At 41.4% G+C, this 19,508-nt stretch carries 15 protein-coding genes; 7 read left to right on the top strand and 8 right to left on the bottom strand.

All coding sequences use genetic code 11. The annotated features are described in order from the left end of the window. Positions 1-77: 77 nt before the first annotated feature. Together FN961_RS12795 and FN961_RS12790 are read left to right on the top strand one after the other, a co-directional pair. Positions 78-2,036 (top strand): ATP-binding protein, encoded by a 1,959-nt coding sequence (locus FN961_RS12795; RefSeq protein ID WP_185972788.1) that lies wholly within the window; start codon positions 78-80, stop codon positions 2,034-2,036. Positions 2,037-2,182: 146 nt separating this feature from the next. Further along, on the top strand, positions 2,183-3,571 hold the full coding sequence (locus FN961_RS12790) for a sigma-54-dependent transcriptional regulator (RefSeq protein WP_144040565.1): 1,389 nt from the start codon (positions 2,183-2,185) through the stop codon (positions 3,569-3,571). A gap of 23 nt (positions 3,572-3,594) precedes the next feature. On the opposite strand, the gene FN961_RS12785 is transcribed toward FN961_RS12790, so the two are convergent. From FN961_RS12785 to rmuC, 6 genes are all read right to left on the bottom strand, one after another. Next, positions 3,595-5,598: a transglutaminase TgpA family protein gene (locus FN961_RS12785; RefSeq protein WP_144040564.1), complete on the bottom strand. Its 2,004-nt coding sequence runs from the start codon at positions 5,596-5,598 to the stop codon at positions 3,595-3,597. Continuing rightward, complete coding sequence (locus FN961_RS12780) at positions 5,595-6,584, bottom strand: DUF58 domain-containing protein (protein WP_144040563.1); 990 nt, start codon at positions 6,582-6,584, stop codon at positions 5,595-5,597. Before FN961_RS12780 ends, FN961_RS12785 begins: the two co-directional genes overlap by 4 nt. 18 nt (positions 6,585-6,602) lie before the next feature. After that, entirely contained in the window at positions 6,603-7,514 is a 912-nt protein-coding gene (locus FN961_RS12775; RefSeq protein ID WP_144040562.1) for an AAA family ATPase, read from the bottom strand. Positions 7,515-7,635: 121 nt separating this feature from the next. Continuing rightward, on the bottom strand, positions 7,636-8,331 hold the full coding sequence (locus FN961_RS12770; RefSeq protein WP_144040561.1) for an EAL domain-containing protein: 696 nt from the start codon (positions 8,329-8,331) through the stop codon (positions 7,636-7,638). 202 nt (positions 8,332-8,533) lie between these two features. Beyond that, positions 8,534-10,483, bottom strand: coding sequence for a transglycosylase SLT domain-containing protein (locus FN961_RS12765; protein WP_144040560.1), 1,950 nt, complete (start codon positions 10,481-10,483; stop codon positions 8,534-8,536). 53 nt (positions 10,484-10,536) lie between these two features. After that, positions 10,537-12,033: a DNA recombination protein RmuC gene (rmuC, locus tag FN961_RS12760; protein ID WP_144040559.1), complete on the bottom strand. Its 1,497-nt coding sequence runs from the start codon at positions 12,031-12,033 to the stop codon at positions 10,537-10,539. 268 nt (positions 12,034-12,301) lie between these two features. Between rmuC and msrP the strand changes: the two genes are divergently transcribed. After that, entirely contained in the window at positions 12,302-13,318 is a 1,017-nt protein-coding gene (gene msrP, locus FN961_RS12755; protein ID WP_144040558.1) for a protein-methionine-sulfoxide reductase catalytic subunit MsrP, read from the top strand. 74 nt (positions 13,319-13,392) lie between these two features. Next, positions 13,393-14,025, top strand: a complete 633-nt coding sequence (msrQ, locus tag FN961_RS12750; RefSeq protein ID WP_144040557.1) for a protein-methionine-sulfoxide reductase heme-binding subunit MsrQ — start codon at positions 13,393-13,395, stop codon at positions 14,023-14,025. Between the two features lie 301 nt (positions 14,026-14,326). Here the strand turns inward: msrQ and FN961_RS12745 are convergent, their stop codons facing one another. Continuing rightward, a complete protein-coding gene (locus FN961_RS12745; protein ID WP_144040556.1) occupies positions 14,327-14,641 on the bottom strand; it encodes a hypothetical protein in 315 nt (104 codons plus the stop codon). 199 nt (positions 14,642-14,840) lie between these two features. On the opposite strand from FN961_RS12745, the gene FN961_RS12740 reads away from it, so the two are divergent. From FN961_RS12740 to FN961_RS12730, 3 genes are read left to right on the top strand one after another with little or no spacing between them, the layout of a single operon-like run. Next, the gene (locus FN961_RS12740; protein ID WP_144040555.1) at positions 14,841-15,335 is read left to right on the top strand and encodes a putative 4-hydroxy-4-methyl-2-oxoglutarate aldolase; all 495 of its coding nucleotides are present in this window, start codon (positions 14,841-14,843) and stop codon (positions 15,333-15,335) included. Positions 15,336-15,365: 30 nt separating this feature from the next. Further along, the gene (locus FN961_RS12735; protein WP_144040554.1) at positions 15,366-17,189 is read left to right on the top strand and encodes an AsmA family protein; all 1,824 of its coding nucleotides are present in this window, start codon (positions 15,366-15,368) and stop codon (positions 17,187-17,189) included. Beyond that, a complete protein-coding gene (locus FN961_RS12730) occupies positions 17,189-17,809 on the top strand; it encodes a BsuPI-related putative proteinase inhibitor (protein ID WP_144040553.1) in 621 nt (206 codons plus the stop codon). Before FN961_RS12735 ends, FN961_RS12730 begins: the two co-directional genes overlap by 1 nt. A gap of 95 nt (positions 17,810-17,904) precedes the next feature. Here the strand turns inward: FN961_RS12730 and FN961_RS12725 are convergent, their stop codons facing one another. Beyond that, positions 17,905-19,458: a LysM peptidoglycan-binding domain-containing protein gene (locus FN961_RS12725; protein WP_144040552.1), complete on the bottom strand. Its 1,554-nt coding sequence runs from the start codon at positions 19,456-19,458 to the stop codon at positions 17,905-17,907. Between the last annotated feature and the right edge of the window lie 50 nt (positions 19,459-19,508).

Here is a 19,508-nt window from a genome sequence, read left to right as displayed (position 1 = left end):
TGATTGTGGTGCATTTAATTTGGATAAAAGATGTTCAACGTTCTTCTTTATTGCGCTTGTCATTAATTGAGAACACGTTGAAAACAACCTTTCAAAAGTATCAATATTTGCCAGAGTTATTATCTCACGACCCTCGTTTGAAAATGGCGGTTGAAGATAATGATTATGGTGAAGAAATTAATGAATTACTGAAAATCATGCAAACAGCGGCGGGTGTTGACGCTATTTATTTGATGAATAGCCAAGGCATTGTTATTGCTACGAGTAACTATGATCTAAAAAGTAGTTTCATGAATAATCAATATGAGTTTAGGCCTTACTTTGAACAAAGTATGCGTGAAGGCAGTGGGTTATATTATGGGGTAGGTATCACAACTAAGATCCCAGGCTACTTCATATCCTCTCGTGTTGAAGGGTTTAATTCAGAGTTCGGGGTTATTGTTGCCAAGGTTGAACCTAATCATATCGAACGAGATTGGCAACAATTCTCAGGTGATATCTTGGTGGCTGATCATAATGAAGTTGTGATCATGTCAGCGAAAAAAGCATGGAAATACAATAGTCTTGTTGCCCTTACTCCTGAACAATTACAAGAAATTACTAAACATCAACAGTTTGCAGGTCAAGTGCCTAAATTAATTGTTCGGGACACGTTTACGCTTAACTGGGCTGATATCTCCCTTTGGGATATCGATGGCCACCATTTTTTAGTGGAGTCGACTCAGCTGCATAATAAAGAGAATGTGTTATTAAAAGAATGGCAGCTCTACCACGCGCTTCCTTTTAGCATCATCGTTAACAAAACCATTTACAGTAGTTTTATCATTGCGCTTTTATTATACGGGTTATATGTGTTTATACATTATCGCCAATATATTGAATACACCCGTAATATGAAAACACAAATTGATCAAAAGCATCGTACTGAAATGCAGTTGATCATAGATCAAACTAAAGTGGGCATTTTAACGCTTGATAAGAGTGGCAATATTCTTAGCCATAATGCCGCTTTTCAAGGTATGTGTGACCATGGGGAAAACGCTGTAATTAGTGGCCGAAATATTAATGAATTTTCTACTCTGCCTGAGAACTTTGAAGAAGGTATAACCGTTACCGAAACATTTACTGAAAGCACGTTAAAAGAAAGTGACCGTCCTCATTCATTGCCCATCATGTACATTATTAGTCCCATCAATATAAATGACAGTGTATATTTGATGACAATTGTGAATATCAGTAAACGGAAGAAAGTGGAAGAGGAGCTCAGTTTTGCTAACGCTTGTCTTGAAAAGCTTGTTGAAGAAAGAACCTTGGCTTTAGATTTTGCCCAAAAAGAGCTCATTCGCCAGGAAAAAATGGTTGTATTAGGCAGGATGGCAGCGGCAATCGTACACGAGTTGAGCCAGCCTTTAGTCGCGTTTAAAAGTGCCCTAGCCAGTATTGCGATTAAGCAAGAGAGAAGTGACTGGCAAGGTGTTAACGTTTCAATCAATAACTTATTGCCACTTTGTCACAATATGCAGGACATTCTGGTTCAATTGAAATCGTTTGCCTACCAAGGTAACGGAAATAAGGCCCCACAAAGTATTGCCATTAACCGTCTCATTACTAAATTTCTTGCTGCTTACTTTGATGGTGCCAACAGCAATATCAACGTGACTTTAGATGAACACAATCCACTTGTTAATGCTAATCCAACTAAACTTGAAATCGCTGTCGGTAACTTAGTCAGAAATGCGCTAGATGCTGTAGAAAAGTCTGACAACCCGCAAGTGGTTATATCAACTAAGGTGATTGGCGAATATGTCACAGTGGTGGTGGAAGATAATGGTGGCAGCTTAGATGAAAGTGTTGCTGAACATATTTTTGAGCCCTTTTTCACGACAAAATCCATCGGTAAAGGGCTTGGATTAGGATTAGCGATTACCCATAATATTATCAAAGAATACGATGGTGATATTGTGGTTGAGTGCTTAAATGATTCAACACGATTTACTATTTCTTTGCCATTGTCATCGAGTGAAACAGCATCTTAAACATCATGGTTTATCCATTCACTATATGTTGTGGCTTGAATTGTCAGTTAGCGGTCGGACTCAATAATATGCGTGATTTTCTCTATAAATCTAAAAAATTACAACACACAAAATAGTTATTTTACAAACCAGTACAGAAGGGAAACATGAATAATATTGAAGACTTAAAGGCAGACGATTGCGAAATAGTCATTGTTGATGACAACCAAGATTTGCTGACTAATGTGTCTGATTATTTATCACTTCATTTTAAAAAAGTACATGCTTTTAGTGAACCTGCAAAAGCCATTCAATTTATTTATCAGGGTTTTCCTGGCATCGTTGTCAGTGACATCAAAATGCCTGATATCACTGGTGTGGAGCTGCTTAACCAAGTGCGCCGTTGTGATAGCAATATTCCGGTTATTTTAATGACAGCTCACGGTGATATCTCCCAAGCGGTAAAGGCTGTGCAAGAGGGCTGTTATGACTTTATCGAAAAACCTTTTGAGCCTGAGCGATTGCTAGAAGGCATTAATAGAGCCATTGAAAAACGAGTTTTAACCTATAACCATGCGTTACTTCGCAGTGCCCTCCAAAATAAGGATGCAATTGAAACACGGTTAATGGGGGTTTCTCCAAAGATGGCCAAGTTACGCCGTGAAGTTCTGTCATTCGCTAATCTTGATGTGCCGGTGCTTATTCATGGCGAAACTGGTGCTGGGAAAGAGGTGGTTGCACATTGTTTACACGATTTTAGTCATCGGAATAAAGCCCAGTTTGTGCCGTTAAATTGCGCTGCGATCCCAAGTGAACTATTCGAATCTGAACTTTTTGGTCACGTAAAAGGCGCCTTTAGTGGTGCCGAGACCACGCGTATGGGTAAATTTGAATTTGCTAATAAAGGAACGGTGTTTTTTGATGAAGTAGAATCTATCCCGTTAGGTGCTCAAGTTAAAATATTACGATCATTGTCTGAAAATACGATTGAGGCGCTCGGTTCGAATACGGCGAAAGAGATCGATATCCGGATTATCTCCGCGACTAAAGAAGAGCTGAAAGATAACCCTGATTTTAGACAAGATCTGTATTTTCGTATGCAGGTTGCTGAGTTATATATTCCACCATTACGTGACCGAAAAGAAGATATCTTATTATTGTTTGAACATTTTGCTAGCCACTTCATGACCAAAAATAACATGCAATGGGCGGGTGCTGGACCTCAATTACAACGGCAATTACTTGAGTATCATTGGCCTGGCAATGTTCGCGAGCTTATTAATGTGGCTATTCGCTGTGTCATTAAAGATTGTCATGATCTTGATGAGTTATTAAATCCACAGGAACAAGAGAGTAAAAACAAAGCAGAGCATTGTTCTTTAAAGGATTTAGTTAATGATTTTGAAGCGAGCATTCTAATCAACTCGTTACAGCGTCATAAAGGCAGTGTGCAAGCGGTACTTAATGAGCTTGATATGGAAAGACGTACTTTTAATCTAAAACTGAACAAATACAATATAGACAGTCGTCTCTACAAAGATGATGGTGAACAGTGATGTATTTCAGCTTCAATGGTTTCTTAGAGTTTGATTCTGATCTTTTTACAGAGTAGATAAAACTGTTTAGCGAGTTTATTTTTATCGTTTTTACTCAGTGGTTGATATTTTAAGGCGACATAATATTGGGTGCATAGTGCAAACTCAGACGCAATGGAGGGGATCGCCAGTTCAACTCGCTTGTTGTAATCCATTGGCCCTTCATCTTTGCGTCGGGTTACGCCGTTGTGAGCTAACAAGCTACACACCTGCAGGTACTTTGATGTGAGTGGATCTTTGCTTCTGTTGAAGTAAAAAAGGCCGGCGCTGAAGGCGATAGTGAGACTGATGGCTGGTATGGCTAATAGCATCAGTAAGGATAATTTTTCCGGCGTGACTTCACCCAATAACTTTTGAAGCACCTGCTCTTGCTTACTTGAGTCAAAACCGAGTACCCATACACTCCAGTAATAGTCCAAACTGGCTAACGAAAGTCTTAACTCATCGAGTAGTGGAAAATCCCTCAGTCTTAATGGGCTAAAAGGGCTGTCGAGTAAGTAACTGGATTCAGGCTGAAAGAAGGCATCAAACCCTTCTAAAACACGCTCTGGTGCAATCATTGCGGTCGGATCGAATCTGATCCATCCTTTGTCTTCAAGCCAGACTTCCGTCCAAGCGTGTGCCATATATTGATACACGCTAAGGTAGCCCGCTTGTTCATTCCATTCTCCACCTTGATAACCTGTCACTAGCCTGGCCGGAATACCTGATGCCCTAGCAATAAAGGTGAAGGCACTGGCGTAATGCACACAAAATCCTGCTTTGTTCTCAAATAAAAAGTCATCAATCTGCTGTGGACCCACTGGTGGAGGGGTTAAGGTGTAAAAGTAAGCCTCTTGATTGAAGTAACTCATTAAGACATTTAATCGCTGTTCTGGGTTGGGATATTTGCGCATGAGTTCAGCGGCAAAAGCACGGGCTTTAACATTGCTCTGTTCAGGTAAGCGTAAATTTATCTGCTTCACAGTGTTATGGAGTGTGATGTCCATGGGGGAAGCAAGGTAAGAGTTAACTCGGTATTGGAACTGCTGATCAATGCTTCTTTTAGCGTAGAGTCGATGATCGGGCAAATTGGTGATGTCACTATTATCACTAAAGGCAACATCGAGTCCAAATAACCAGTTTTGGTAGCTGGGTTCGGCGATGATACTGTAGTTTAGTGGACTGCCTAGCGGTCGTTTTCTTGCTGGGATAGTAAATGGAACATCATCTTCTATTTGCCTAATACTCGCGTGTTGAGTCCACGTTTTACCATCATAATCTTCCATGACTAATGCGCGCCAATAGAGGAGGTGATTAGCGGGAGGTTGCTGGCCAAAGTCAGCTCGAAATGCCAGCGCCGCTGAGCGAGTGAGTTTTTGTATGTCGCCAAAGCTCACTTGGTCCGACAAACCTGTGGTCGCTGAACTGTCTTGAGGAACGAGCCACAGTGGTGGCAGCTTTGGCAGTATGATAAAAAGCAGAGCTGCTAGCGGCAGGCTTTGAACGATTAGCTTAGTCCCCATCTTGGCCGTTTCTTTCAGTTTATCCCCTTCATGGTAAAGGCTAACGAGCACGCAGGTATTGATTACTGTAATGAGGCTGAGAAGGGCAGTAAATAAGATGGATTGGTGATTGATGAACGTCAGCGCGATAAGAAAGTAGCCAACCAGTACCACAATTCGAACGTCTCGTTTCTCTCTCATCTCGATGTACTTAAGCGCATACCCCAATACAAGCAGGTTGATGAGTCCGTTAAGCAGGCCAATTTGGTTGGTGATTAACGCCAGTGTGATGGCTGAGGCGATGGCGAGTGAGTTCACCAAAAATCGCGGTGGCTTGGAGACTTTACCGATAAAAATGCCGAGGCGCCATAATAAGCAGATGCCGCAAATGGCTAAACTCCATGGGGTCAATTTTTCATATAAAGGTGTCAATATGGCAATATTGGCTATCAGCAGCCATAACAAGCTGTGACGGGAGATGATCTCTTGCTGCACCTTACTCATTGTTGAGTCTCTGACTTAGCAGGGACGAGTGCGATGGCTTGTAAACATCGAATTCGGTGACTCTCACCTTCAGAGGGAGGAATAATATTGTCCCCTAACACAAGGCCAAAAACCTGTCCTTTTTCACTTAATGTATCCACCGAATGGGTCAGTTGGCTAAGTCTGGTCTCCAGCTCGTTGATGGTGAGATCGGCGAGTGTCAGCCATTGGGGTTGCCCTTGAGGCTGTTGGAACTCTTTTGTTAGCATACCTCGGCCTTGCGCGAGTTGTTTCCATGCCACCTGCTTCAGGGATTCCCCTGGAATATGCTGTCTTAAGCCTTTAAATTCATCGACGCCAGGAATATGACCGCCTTGGTCATTCGCAATATATTCATGGCTATTATCAAAATGCGTCAATTGCTCTTTTGCATCCAATGGGGAAGCAAAAACAATGTGCTGATTATCAAGATCCACATGAGACCAAGCTCTGCATAAGCCTAACGGGTAGCGTGATTCGATTTTTAGTCGGCCGGGAGAGACGATTCCTCGGTATGAATTATCAAAAGAGATTAAGGTGTTTGTTGGCTGTGTTGTGACTCTGTCTAAACGCTTAATTTGGTTTTGAGGGTAATTAATTAACACTGAGAATTGCGTTTGTTTGGCGGACAGATGAATGGGGAAAACCAAGGTATCGCCCGCATAGGCTTGGGGGCAAGACTTTGAGGAGATGGTTAAGCCGGCCAAATTTCGGTAGCTGTAAATAATGCAGGTATTAAAGACGCTGAGTAGCAGCAAGCTTAATGCGATGACCAAATTATTCTGATAATTCGTACCAAAAAGAAACAGGATCAAGACTAAAAATAGCCACAGCATGCCAAAACTCGTGGGTAAAATGAATACACTCTTATGAGCTAATGTGACCTTAGAGGCGGGCGGCAGTCGACTCGCTAGCCAACGACTGAACCATTGCCTTATTCGCCCCTGTTGTGTGTTGCTTTTACCCATGAAGTTCATTGAGCGCATCTATAATATCGGGTTGGTATTACTGAGTATTCTTTGTGAAATCGCTTCACCCTGTTGTTGGCTACTGCTGCGGATCCTGTGTTCAGCGACCGATGAAAATACGGCTTGAACATCTTCAGGGACTAAGTAACTTCGTCCTTGAATGAAGGCCCAGGCTTTTGCCGATTGAAGCAAGGCTTTAGTTGCTCTAGGAGAAAGGCCATATCCCTCTTTCTGAACGCGGGATGCTTCGATTAGCGCAAGGATATACCCTAAGAGCGCATCGGATGCACTTACCTTGTCTACCATTTTTTGCAGCTCAATGAGTTCAAGCTGAGCGATACATTGAGGAAGCGTGGTTATCTGAGTGGGTTGTACATGGTTTTTGAGCATCTCAAGTTCAGCGTCTGCATTGGGATAGCCGATAGAGAGACGCATCATGAATCGATCTAATTGAGACTCTGGTAAAGGAAAGGTACCAGATTGTTCACTGGGGTTTTGCGTCGCGATCACAAAAAAAGGGTTGGGCAATGGGTGTGTAATACCATCAACGGTGATCTGATTTTCAGCCATGGCTTCGAGTAGCGCACTTTGGGTTTTCGGGCTGGCTCGATTTATTTCATCGGCTAAGATCATCTGTTTAAAAATAGGCCCAGGATGAAAAACAAATTGTGATTGTTCACTGTCAAAAATTGAGACGCCTAAGATGTCTGCCGGTAACATATCACTGGTAAATTGTACCCTTTGATAGCTTAACCCTAACGTTTGGGCGATACCGTGGGATAGGCTCGTTTTACCCATGCCGGGTAGATCTTCGATAAGTAGGTGACCTCTAGCAAGAATGCAGGTCAGTGCCAGTTTAATTTGTGCAGGTTTTCCTAAAAGCACCTTTTCAAGTTGGGCGATTATCTGAGAAATGCTTTGCTGTGCCATCGGACTCCTTACCACTTTGCAATTGATTAACTGCTTGATAACAAACTATGGGGCAAACCACTGTTAGGATCCAGTTAAGTTTATAGCTGTGTTGAATATTTTTATTCAATCCTCTCGAATATTATGGGATTAAGGCGATGGAAGTGGGGGCTGTGACAAACTGTTCTTTGAATAAAAAGCCTTGTACTAGATCAATCTCGAGTCCACGGGCCAATTCAAGTTGTGCGAGTGTCTCAATCCCTTCCAGTACGCAAAGTTTATCACTGGATTTGGCAAACTGAATTAATGCTTTTATCAAATTAAGATCACTGGGTGAGGTTTTATTGAACCAATCGATATCGAATTTGAGCGTGTTGACTTGGCTGAGGAGATCTAGCGAGAGCATAGAGTGGGGCGCGCCAATATCATCCAGTGCTACGCTTATCTGTTTGGCTTTTAGCTGAGAAAGGAGCTTGCTTGAGAGTCTGGCATCATTTATACAGGTATTTTCGATAAGTTCCACAGTGATATCTGCCCGAGAAGACAAAAGCACGAGCATCTCGTCAAAGTTATGCTCAGCGGCATGGGGATCTAAATTGATAAATAGGGGGAGTGTTAAATCTGAATGTTCAATTTGAAACGCTTTTGCTTTGTGTTCAATCAATGACAGTAGATGGCTTTGTTCGTGGAGTTGCTCGAAGATGATATTAGGCGGTGTAGCCTTTCCTTGTTTATCTTTAAAACGTGATAACGCCTCATAACCGCAGACATGTAAACTCTTGGCATCAACAAGGGGCTGATATTCAGCACTTAATAAAAGTGTGTCGAGTGTGATCATCTTTATGAGTTTATCCTTAATCTAAATCATTATTATTCACATTCTAGTATGCGTGTCTAAAACTTTCACGTTAACGAGGTCTGTTTGATAGATTTTTATACACTTAGGACAAATGAGTTATCAGGGGGAGCCGCTATATTTCATCCCCCCTTTAAACCCTGTTGTTGTAACATTTCAGGTTAAAGAGGGGAGCTTGGAGGCATTAGTATTTGAAGTTTAGCTCAGCAGCGGAGAATAATTCAGGTTTCTTGCCCTGTTTTATCTGATAAATCACCCGATAACTAAACACGGCTTGGACATATTCTCGTGTTTCAGTAAAGGGGAGGGATTCAATAAACTCAATGACATCCAATTGTCCATTCGATACTTTTAGCCAGCTCTTTACCCTATGCGGACCCGCGTTATAAGCTGCTGTTGCCAGCACACGGTTATTGTTGAACTGCTTAAGTAAGGAGGCGTAGTAAGCACTGCCAAGAGGAACATTGATATTAGCGTGATATAAACTGCGTTTGTTCTTGTATGCTAGCTTGTGTTTTCTTGCGGTCTCTTTTGCCGTAGCGGGCATAAGTTGCATCAAACCTCTTGCTCCAGCACCTGAGGTGGCATATGAATAAAATGCACTTTCTCGTCGAGCGATAGCCCGTATTTCGTCAACATTGACTTTGTATTGCTTGCTGGCCTTGGTAAATTCATCGTTTGCTGCATAGGGAAAACGAATGGTCATGTCGTTCCATAACTTACCTTGAATACTTGCTTGAACACCTAGGGAGTGCCATTGGTTCTCTAAGGCTAAAACGGCGTACTCTTTTTGCATCATTTTATTGTGTCGTCCGAGCATGAGTACCCATTCAGCTCTAGCATCAATGTTTTTATCTAACGCCAGCAGTTCGATAACCCGAGACAGACCTGAATCATCGTACAGTTTTTTATGATTGACCGGGTCGCTTTTTGAGAGCTTATCTTGGAGTTGATAGTCAGCATTGAGCTCATTCGCGGCGGAAAAACCATAGAAATTGCGTTGCTGGCTTAGGTCATTAAGGATTTTGCTGTGAGCAGATTCCGTGTTGCCCGCCTCTCTAGAAAGCCAATACTGCCATCTTGATTTTGCCTTTTTCTGCTCACTAAGCAGTGGAAGGGTCGTTGTGATGGATTGATTGTCATTTTCACGTATTGCCCACCTGAGTCTTAACTCCACAAGATCATCACTGTCTAGCAGAGGTAACATGGTATCGACAAACCCTTTTAGTTGTTCCTCTTGTCGTATTACAGCCCGTTTAACTAAATAACGTCCTAGCTTACGGCCTTGATAATCGCTAAATCGGCCAGTTTTTTGATAGCTAGCAAAGAGCTTTACGGCTTGTTTAAGATCTTTTCGCGCTAATTTTCGTAAGCCGGCATCGACAATGTCTGCATAGATCTTTGCTGGAGCTGAAAATTTTTGGGCATGGCGTAAGCTTCTAGGATCTTTGTAAACGGCCATTAACGTTTTTGCCGCTTTCTGTTGGCTGGTGACTTTACGGGATAGGTAGGTTAATAGCCCGTATTGGTTAGCATTAAAACTGAGCAACATACGAGACCAAATTAACTCTTGGGTCATACCGCCATTCTTTCGCCATGCAGAAAAGAGAGGATCGCACTCTTTAGGACGAGACTTTCCGTATAACCAAAGTGATTTCGCTCCTTTATAAGCCTGTTCTTTATCGCCTTGGGATAGCTCTGCTCGATAGTAGTAACACTGCAACGTGATATTATTCGGAGAAGTCGGGCTGATGGCTAAAAAGTCTGCCCAACGTTTTTGAGCCCCAACATGTTGGAGATAACGATATCTAGCGGAATTAAAAAGGGGAGTGTCTTTAAATTGTTCAAGCGCCTTATCTGCTTTGGCTCCCTTGTAGGCCAATATGGTATTGATGTTGGCATGATAATCCAGATAAACGGTTAACGGATAATCAGCGAGCAAAGACCTTAAGCGGGCATACTCTTTTGTCTGCTTTTTATCTAAGGCGTCTCGTGCATCTAAGTATGTTTGTTGTTCTTGCGTTAATGAGCTTGCATGCGTCATGTTCGCGATAGCGACACTTGATAGAACAACAAGCAAAGGACCAACTTTAGATAAAACGTGTTTGAGAATGCCAACGACCTGAATGCGCATTACTACTTTTCCTTTAATATCCATATTATCTGGTGCCCTAACTTAGGCGTGGATCAGTTAAGCTGCTTATCATCAAATTGATAGTCAGATAGGGCTTGATCTAGCATGCGTTGATCTAGTTTTTTACTGGTGTCTACACCGAGTTGCTGCATCTGATGCGCTTGCTTAACTAAGTTACCTTTTCCACTTGAGAGTTTGTTCATGGCACTAGCGTAGCTTTTTTCAGCCCCCTCGATGGCGCGACCCAACTTTTCCATGTCTTCTATGTAGCCACAAAGTTTATCGTATATTTTCCCTGCTTGCTTGGCGATATGTTGTGCATTTTGATTTTGGTACTCGTAACGCCAAATATTGTTGATGGTTCTTAGAGCGACAAGTAGGTTTGTCGGGCTGACGATCATGATGTTGTGTTCTAGTGCATAGTTAACCAAACTAGGATCATGCTCAAGAGCGAGAAGAAATGCAGGCTCTAATGGAATAAACATTAACACATAATCCAAGCTTGTTAGCCCGTGAAGTTTTTGATAATCCTTATTGCTAAGTCCTTTAATATGACTGCGTATTGAGATCACATGTTCTTTGAGTGCTTGAATACGTATAGCGTTATCATCACTGTTAAAGTAGCGCTCGTAAGCCACGAGAGACATTTTTGCATCAATAACGACATCTTTGTTTTCTGGAAGGTGGACAATAACATCGGGTTTAAAGCGTTTGCCCTCATCATTCTTCAGTTCAGTTTGAGTCTCGTATTCATGACCTTCACGTAAACCACTCTCCTGCAAAACCCGCTCTAAAATGACTTCTCCCCAGTTACCTTGCTGTTTATTGTCGCCTTTTAACGCATTGGTGAGGTTGACGGCATCTTGACTCATTTGCATATTCAACGCCTTGAGGGATTCAAGTTGATGATTAAATGCGCTGCGTTGGGATTGCTCATGAGTGTAAGATTCACTCACTTGTTTTCTAAAGCCTTCAAGCTGTTGTTTGAAAGGCGCAAGTACGGAGTCTAGTTGGCTAGTATTTTGGTGTTGGAATTTTTCAGAACGTTCTTCAAATATTTTATTGGCGAGATTTTCAAATTGGGTATTTAATCTTGCTTCAGCCGTTTCAAGTAGTTGAAGTTTATCTTCAAGGGCTTGTTGTTCAGCAGTGAATTTAACCGTTAGGGTTTGCTGCATGGCGTTTGATTTAGATAACGCGAGCTGAGATTCCATTAACTTACGCTGTAGCTCTTTGAGTTGGAGTTCAAGACCCGTGCATCGCTGTGCATCAGCTTGAGCCTTTCCGAATGCTGATAGTTGTTGTTCAAGTTTGAATTGTACTTGCTCCAGTTGCTGATCTTTCTCACATAAAACAGATTCTTTATGTTGTAGTTCTTGCGTATATTGTTCTATCTCTTGTTGATGACTATTCTCAATGTGTTCTTTAGACAGTTCCCAGCGACGTCTGGTGAGCTTTTGATTGAGCAGTGCACCAATGAGTATTGAAAGAAAAGAGATCGCGATAAGTGCAATGATTTCAGGGACGGATAGAGTGATATCGATGGGCATGAAAGCTGGCCTTGGTCAAAGAGAGCCCTAAGATTCGCATTTCGGCTCAGCTAGTTCAAGTCACATAGGTGTAAATGAATAACTATTAATCACTTGTTGAGTCTCTGTTATCAAAGATGGCTATTAATACTAGATTTACTCTGCTCAGCTGTAACTATAATCAGAATATGGCAATTTTTTCGAGTGTCGTCATTGAACTCAATTTATATGAAATTGAATTGGGGATATTGCGGTCTTATCTATGAAGAAATAATAAAAGGACTATTCGATGCATTTTAAAAAAAGACCTTCTTGGGACACATTAAAGAGTTCAGACATCACGCCTGAATCAGTGTTTAATGACCGTCGTAACATCATTAAAGCCTTAGGTTTGGGCGCTGTAGGTGCGAGTATTCCTGGTCAAGTACAAGCGGGTATTTTCGACCTGTTTGGCGAAAATAAGCCTAGTGTGCCTTTTATCACCTCTCCGTTGGCATTCACGGTAAATACAGGCTTTGAAGTCAACGAAGCAAAGACACCTTTCGAGAAGGTGATCCGCCATAATAATTTCTATGAATTTGGGACAGATAAATCAGATCCGGCAGAAAACGCGCAAGACTTTAAGGTCGATCCGTGGACACTGGTTATCGATGGTGAGGTTGACCACCCCATTACGCTAGGGCTAGATGATTTAACCAAGATGATGGCGCTGGAAGAGCGTACTTACCGTTTACGTTGTGTTGAGGCGTGGTCTATGGTTATCCCTTGGGTTGGCTTTCCTTTAGCTTCTTTACTGAAAAAAGCAGGATTGACCAGTAAGGCTAAATATGTGGCATTTGAGACATTGTTTGATCCTGAGCAGATGCCGGGACAAAAGAGCCGTTTAATGGGTGGAGGGATCCACTATCCATATGTAGAAGGGTTGACCATCGCTGAAGCGATGAATGATCTGTCATTTTTAGCCGTTGGTCTTTATGGTAAAAGTTTACCGCCACAAAATGGAGCACCGATACGTTTAGTGGTTCCTTGGAAATATGGTTTCAAGAGTATTAAGTCGTTAGTTCGGATCCGAGTGATGGATAAGAGGCCGCCAACAAGTTGGAATCAACTTGCTCCACAAGAGTATGGTTTCTATGCCAATGTCAATCCTGATGTCGATCATCCACGTTGGTCTCAGGCGAGTGAGAGACGGATTGGTGAAGGCGGATTATTTTCTGCTAAGCGAATAAAAACACTGCCCTTTAATGGTTACGAAGAACAGGTGTCTGGTTTGTACCAAGGCTTGAATTTAACAAAAAACTTCTAATTGATGTTGAGGTTGCTCATCTATGTGTGAGTAACCTTATTTTGAACTATGTGGATACAGGCTTGGAGTTAACAATGCGTTTAACAATGAAACATCTCTTTTGGTTGAAAGTCGCCATTCACAGCATTGCTATTTTGCCTGTCGCTTACTTAATCTTGTTAATATTGTCGGATCAAGCTGGTGGCGATCCTGTGCAGTTCATTATTCATTATACGGGTATCGGTGCACTTAATACCTTAATCGTATTATTAGCGATTTCTCCTATAGCACGTAAATTTAAACAAGGTGTTTTGATCCAGACTCGGCGCGTTGTAGGACTATATGTGTTTGCTTATGCAAGCTTACATATTTTTGCTTTTATCAGTTTAGATCTCTTATTTGAATGGTCACTTCTTATTGAAGAAGTATTAAAACGGCCATATATACTAGTGGGTGCTTTGGCTTACATTATACTTTTTGCATTGTCGATTACTTCGTTTAAAGTGATTAGACGTAAGATGGGGAAACGTTGGCAGCAGTTACACAATCTTGTATATCTTGTCGCTATTTTAGTCCCCATACATTTCTATTGGTCGGTTAAATCAGAAGTTATTGAACCAAGTATATATATTTTAGTTACAAGCTCATTACTTTTGATTAGGTTACCCTTATATAAGTTTTACCAAACCATTTTAGCTAATAAATTCAAATCGAAATCGACTAGCTAATAGAAAGTATTAACTATATTTAACCTTAGTTGGAAAGGTTAAAATAAGATGCAGAGAAACAAAAACTATGCGATAACTGCTACTGATATCTGATGATTGTCAATCACACAAAATCGTGAAAATACTTACATGGTTGGCAGTATCGCAAGTGTTCGTTGCTGTTTGATGACAAAGAGAATTCTTGCAGGCTTAATGTAAAAACCTCAGCTAACACAAAGAGTTGCATAACTGAGTCATTTAAATTAATTAGGGGTAATATTCAATGGTTATATAATGTTGATATGTTAATAAACCAAACGATTTAGTTAACCTGATCTTTCATTATCTGTAAAACATCATCATAAGAAATGTTGAATTGTCGAGACAAATTAATCACTTTGGTCTTGTAGGTTTGAATATTTTCCTGTTGAACTATCAAGCGTTTCTTGTTAGCAACAAGTTCATTAACTGTCTCTTGTAATATCAATAAGCGACGAAGATTATAATCTAAAGATTCAATGTACTTACCCATCTGTTGTTTGTTACGAGCCTGAGTTAGATCACTGGATTGTTTTTTATCATATCCATACTCATCCAATGCAGCTAATGCACTTTGTAAATCAAGGTTATTGTTCATTGTTGTTCACTTTTAAAATGAGATTATTAAGAGTCAGAATTGACTATTTTTCATTATAGACTTTTAAGTTGGCTTGTTAAAGATATTCATATATATATTCGTAAATAAATATTTATTAAGTAATCTCACTATTTTGTTATGACCTTGTTGAAAAATGGATAAGAGGTTAATCTGTTAAAAATTGACTTAGGAGATTAATATGCTGGACCTTTTACCTGACCTTTATGATCATTATGCTGAGCAACTTTCATTATTACCTATTGCTCTTAACCAATATGGTCAGAAAAAGATATTCTGGGGTGAAGTCGTCACAATCAAGTGCTTTGAAGACAACTCTATGGTTAAAAAGTTATTGGCTACAGAGGGTAAAGGTAAAGTGCTTGTTGTGGATGGCAGCGGTTCATTAAATAGAGCACTTCTTGGAGATATGATCGCCATGGATGCCGTTAAGAATGGCTGGGAGGGGATCATCATTAATGGTTGTGTCAGGGATGTGGGTGTTCTTAGTCAGTTAGATATTGGTATCAAGGCGCTAGGTGCTAACCCAATTAAGACGGTTAAATTAAACGTAGGTGAAGTAAACCTTAAGCTTGATATCGCTAACAATATAATTGTACCGGGTATGATGTTATATTCAGATGAGAATGGTGTGGCAGTGTCGAGTGATAAACTCGATTTATCGATCATACTTTAACTTATTCACTCGATTCAGACGGAACCTGTTATGAAAATTTTGAAATGGTTTTTTATTGTGCTGCTGCTTATGTTCGGCTCACTGGTAGCTTATCTTACGCTTATCTTTGACCCAAATGATTTTAAGCCTGAATTGGTTGAGGTTGTAAAAGAAAAAACCGGGCGTGACCTTGTTATAGAAAACGATCTTGCTTGGACCTTTTTCCCGACAATAGGTATTGAGTTATCTAAGATCTCTCTCTCGAATCCCAAGGGGTTTGATGAGGCTTCCATGCTTAAAGTGAATAAGGTGGTTGCCGAAGTCGCGTTAATGCCTTTGTTTAGTAAAGAAGTTGAAATAGCACAACTGAATCTGGATGGATTGACGCTTAATCTGGAAACTCGCAAAGATGGTCAAACAAGTTTTGATGGTCTAGATGGTGGTGCAAGCAAACCTAAGCCAACTGAAAGTTCAGCTGGCGGAGAGGATGTGAAATTATCAGCTCTGGATATTGGTGGTATCGCAATCACTAACACCACGATTCGCATGACTGATGACATCGCAGGCACAGAACAAATATTCGAGTTAGAGAAGCTAACTCTAGGTCAACTTAGCTTAGGCAAGTTTGCTTCACTGGCTTATCAGTTTAAAGCTGAGCTTCCTGATATGACAATGACCAGTCAAGGTGAGGGCATGTTCAAGATTGCACAAGACATGCAATCGATTGAGCTTAAAGATCTGAATATTGAAAATTCTGTAATGGGTGAAGGGATCCCGAATAAGAAACTTGATAGTCAACTACAGACACAAATTCAGGTGTTGCTGGATAAGAAGATACTTGAAGTCACATTAAATGAGCTTGTTGTAGCAGACATTAAAGGGTCTGGTGAAGTCAAGGTTGCTTATGGTACTAAGGTTCCAAGTATTGATGGCAAGCTCAACCTAGGTGATATTGATGTTGACGCCTTTATGCCTGCAACAGACGCCAAGACAGAAAAAGAAGCGGCACCAGTTAACGCCAGTTCGAATAAAGAGCCTGATTTATCAGCGCTGAAATCAGTTAACTTTAATCTTGAATTAACCGTTAAATCGATAAAAGTGGCAAACATGCACACGAGTAATTGGTTGATGAAAACGAAGTTAAAGTCTGGTGTTTTATCGATGACAGAACTGAATGCCGATCTTTACCAAGGTAAGTTGTCAGCGAGTGCCCAACTTGATGGACGTCAAAAAGTGGCGAGTTATTCATTTGATGAATCTGTTAAAGGTGTTCAAATACATGAATTAATGAAGGATGCTGCAGATATTGATCTTTTGGCTGGAACGGCTAATTTTAGCGTGAAGGGTAAAGGACGCAGTTTAGTCACTGAGAACCTCAAGAAGAATCTTGCGGCTAAAGGTCAATTTGAAATCGCTGATGGCGCGCTTTATGGTGTGAACATTCCGCAGATGATCCGTGATGCAAAGGCGAAACTCGGTGGGGACCTGTCTGCAACGGAAAAGACTGAACAGAAAACCGATTTTACGAGCTTAACAGGATCATTCTCTGTGGTTAATGGGGTTGTTTCTAATCCTGACCTTCTAATGGCTTCACCTTTAATCCGACTTGCGGGTGCAGGGACAGCCAATATCATCACTGAGGCGTTAGATTATTCATTGACGACGTCGGTTGTTGGTTCACTTGAAGGTCAAGGCGGCGGTGAGCGTGATGCACTTCATGGTATCGAAATACCTTTTGCTATTACAGGCACTTTTGCTGAGCCAAAATTTGCGTTAGATACTGCTGCTTTATTTGATGCGAAACTGCAACAAGAAGCTGATAAGGTAAAAGATAAAGTGAAAGACAGTATTTTCAAAAAACTGGGTGGCTTTTAATGAAATCGAATCTATTAATGACGTTGAGTGCCGTTACGCTAATGGCGTGTTCTCAAGGGAATGGACCTGAAATCAACGCGGATCTGACTCCACAAAATAGTGATAATGGCGTCAGTGAAGTCAAAGAGCCTGTAGTTAAAGATACCGTTGTTAAAGAGACTAGGGTCAAAGCCGTTGTGGTAGCAAAGGATGGTATCGATCATTCTATGCTTAAAAAAAGCATCTCGGAGGACAAAATGACGAAAGGACTCTTAACGGGTGAACTTGAGGCTTCTGTCGACAAGGGACTGTTCGTGTCTCTTACGATAACGAATAATCAATCTTATGGTGTGCCAGTGCAGTATCGTTCAGGTATGACTGCAGATTTGCAACTCCTTGACCCAATGGGGAACAAAATCTGGGCATGGTCAAATGAGATGATGTTTACTCAGGCTATCAGAGACACGGTGATACCAGTTGGTAAACCCATTACGGTTAAGTTTAAGATCCCTGAAGCGACGATGAAGCAAATTAAAGGCGCGGGTTATACGCTTAAAGCTATTTATGCAGGACATGCGACAGAGTCTAAGAGTGTTGCCATGGGCGATGTCACTCTCTCCCTTAATGCGGTCATGAAGTAACTTGTTAGTGTTGTGAAAATCAAAGTATAAAAAAGCCAGTGTTTGTCGTCGACATTCACTGGCTTTTTATTGTCTGTTTTGTTCTGAGTATGGAGTTAAGCTCGAACGTTACTCATATCAACAAATAACTTCAGCTTTTGACCTGGTTGGATATACTTACTTTTCTCAAGCTCATTCCAACGGACTAAATCGACAACGCTAACTTTGAACTTTGTCGCAATACGAGCAAGAGAATCACCGGATCTCACAGTATAGTTGACCGTGCGAGTCACCGAGGATGATTTTTTCTGTTTACCACCCGTCCATATTGTCAGGCTTTTACCTACCCTCAGGCTGTCTCTTGGTGCCATGTTATTCCAACTCGCAAGTTGTGAAATAGACACCTTATGAGCTTTAGCTATTTTCCAAAATGAGTCACCTGACTGTACTTTGTAGCTCACCTTAGTTCCTTGCTTTCCTTTGTGCTTCGAAAGCAATCTCTGGTTGGCTGAATAAGCGTATTGCTCAGGATTCTTCGCCGCAACAGGGATCAAAAGGTGCTTCCCGATGACGATGGTATTACCCTTTATATCATTGACTGCACGCAGAGCGGACACCGTTGTGTGATAACGCTGTGCAATAAGGCCTAAACTGTCACCGGACTTTACCTTATATCTTTCCCAGTTAAGTCGATCATCGGCGCTAGTGTCGGCAAGAGCAAGGGTAAAAGCGGATGCTTTATCCACCGGAAGCACCAATTTGTGCGGGCCATCAGGCGCTGTAGCCCAACGGTTATAGCCAGGATTGAGTTTGTGTAACTCAGAAGTGGTCATGTTCGCCAGCTCAGCGGCAAGGGCTAAGTCTATTTGATTGCCAATATCGATGACTTGAATTTGTGGTTGGTTCTTGATAGGCATCAACTTGATGCCATATTTATCAGCATTTTTGATGACTTCAGCCAAGGCCAGCATCTGAGGTACGTAACGCTCAGTTTCAGTTGGAAGATCTAATGCCCAGAAATCCGTTGCCTTACCTTGTCTTTTATTGCGTTTCACCGCATTAAGGACACGGCCTTCACCTGTGTTATAGGCAGCCATGGCGTAGAGCCAGTTACCGTTTGTTTTTTTATAGAGATACTCAAGCATATCCAGTGCGGCAATGGTTGCTGCAGGGACATCTCGACGACCGTCATACCACCAGTTCATTTTGAGACCAAAATGTTTTGCCATGGGGGCAGTAAATTGCCACAGACCAGAAGCGGCGCCGTGTGAATATGCAAATGGATCGAAAGCACTTTCAACAATGGGAAGTAGAGCGAGCTCTATTGGCAGTCCTCGCTTTTCAATCTCTTCTACTATCAGATAAAGAAAGGGTTCAGCTCTTTCGGATACTCGTTCAAGGTGCTGTGGGTGTTTGATATACCAGTCACGATATTGATTAACTAGCTTTTGGTCTGGAATTGGGAAGTCTAATCCAAGACGAATTCTTTGCCAGACATCTGTGACTTCAACGATCTCTGGAGTCGGGGTTGATTCGACTTTTGGGATAGATAAGGTTGCTGTTTGAACTGAGTTCTGGGTCTGTTCAGGGGTGTCTGTTGTTTGGTTTAAAGACTGACAACCGGAGAGTAGGGCTATGCTCCCTACTATTACAAATACTTGTATGCGCATCTAACAATTAATTCCTCAATGTAGTCCCACTATATTTTTAGGTGTGTAGA

Origin of the sequence: Shewanella hanedai (assembly GCF_007197645.1) — a bacterium.
Lineage (GTDB): Bacteria > Pseudomonadota > Gammaproteobacteria > Enterobacterales > Shewanellaceae > Shewanella > Shewanella hanedai.
The sequence above is the reverse complement of the archived record's forward strand: the minus strand, read 5'-3'. Positions and strand labels throughout refer to the sequence as shown.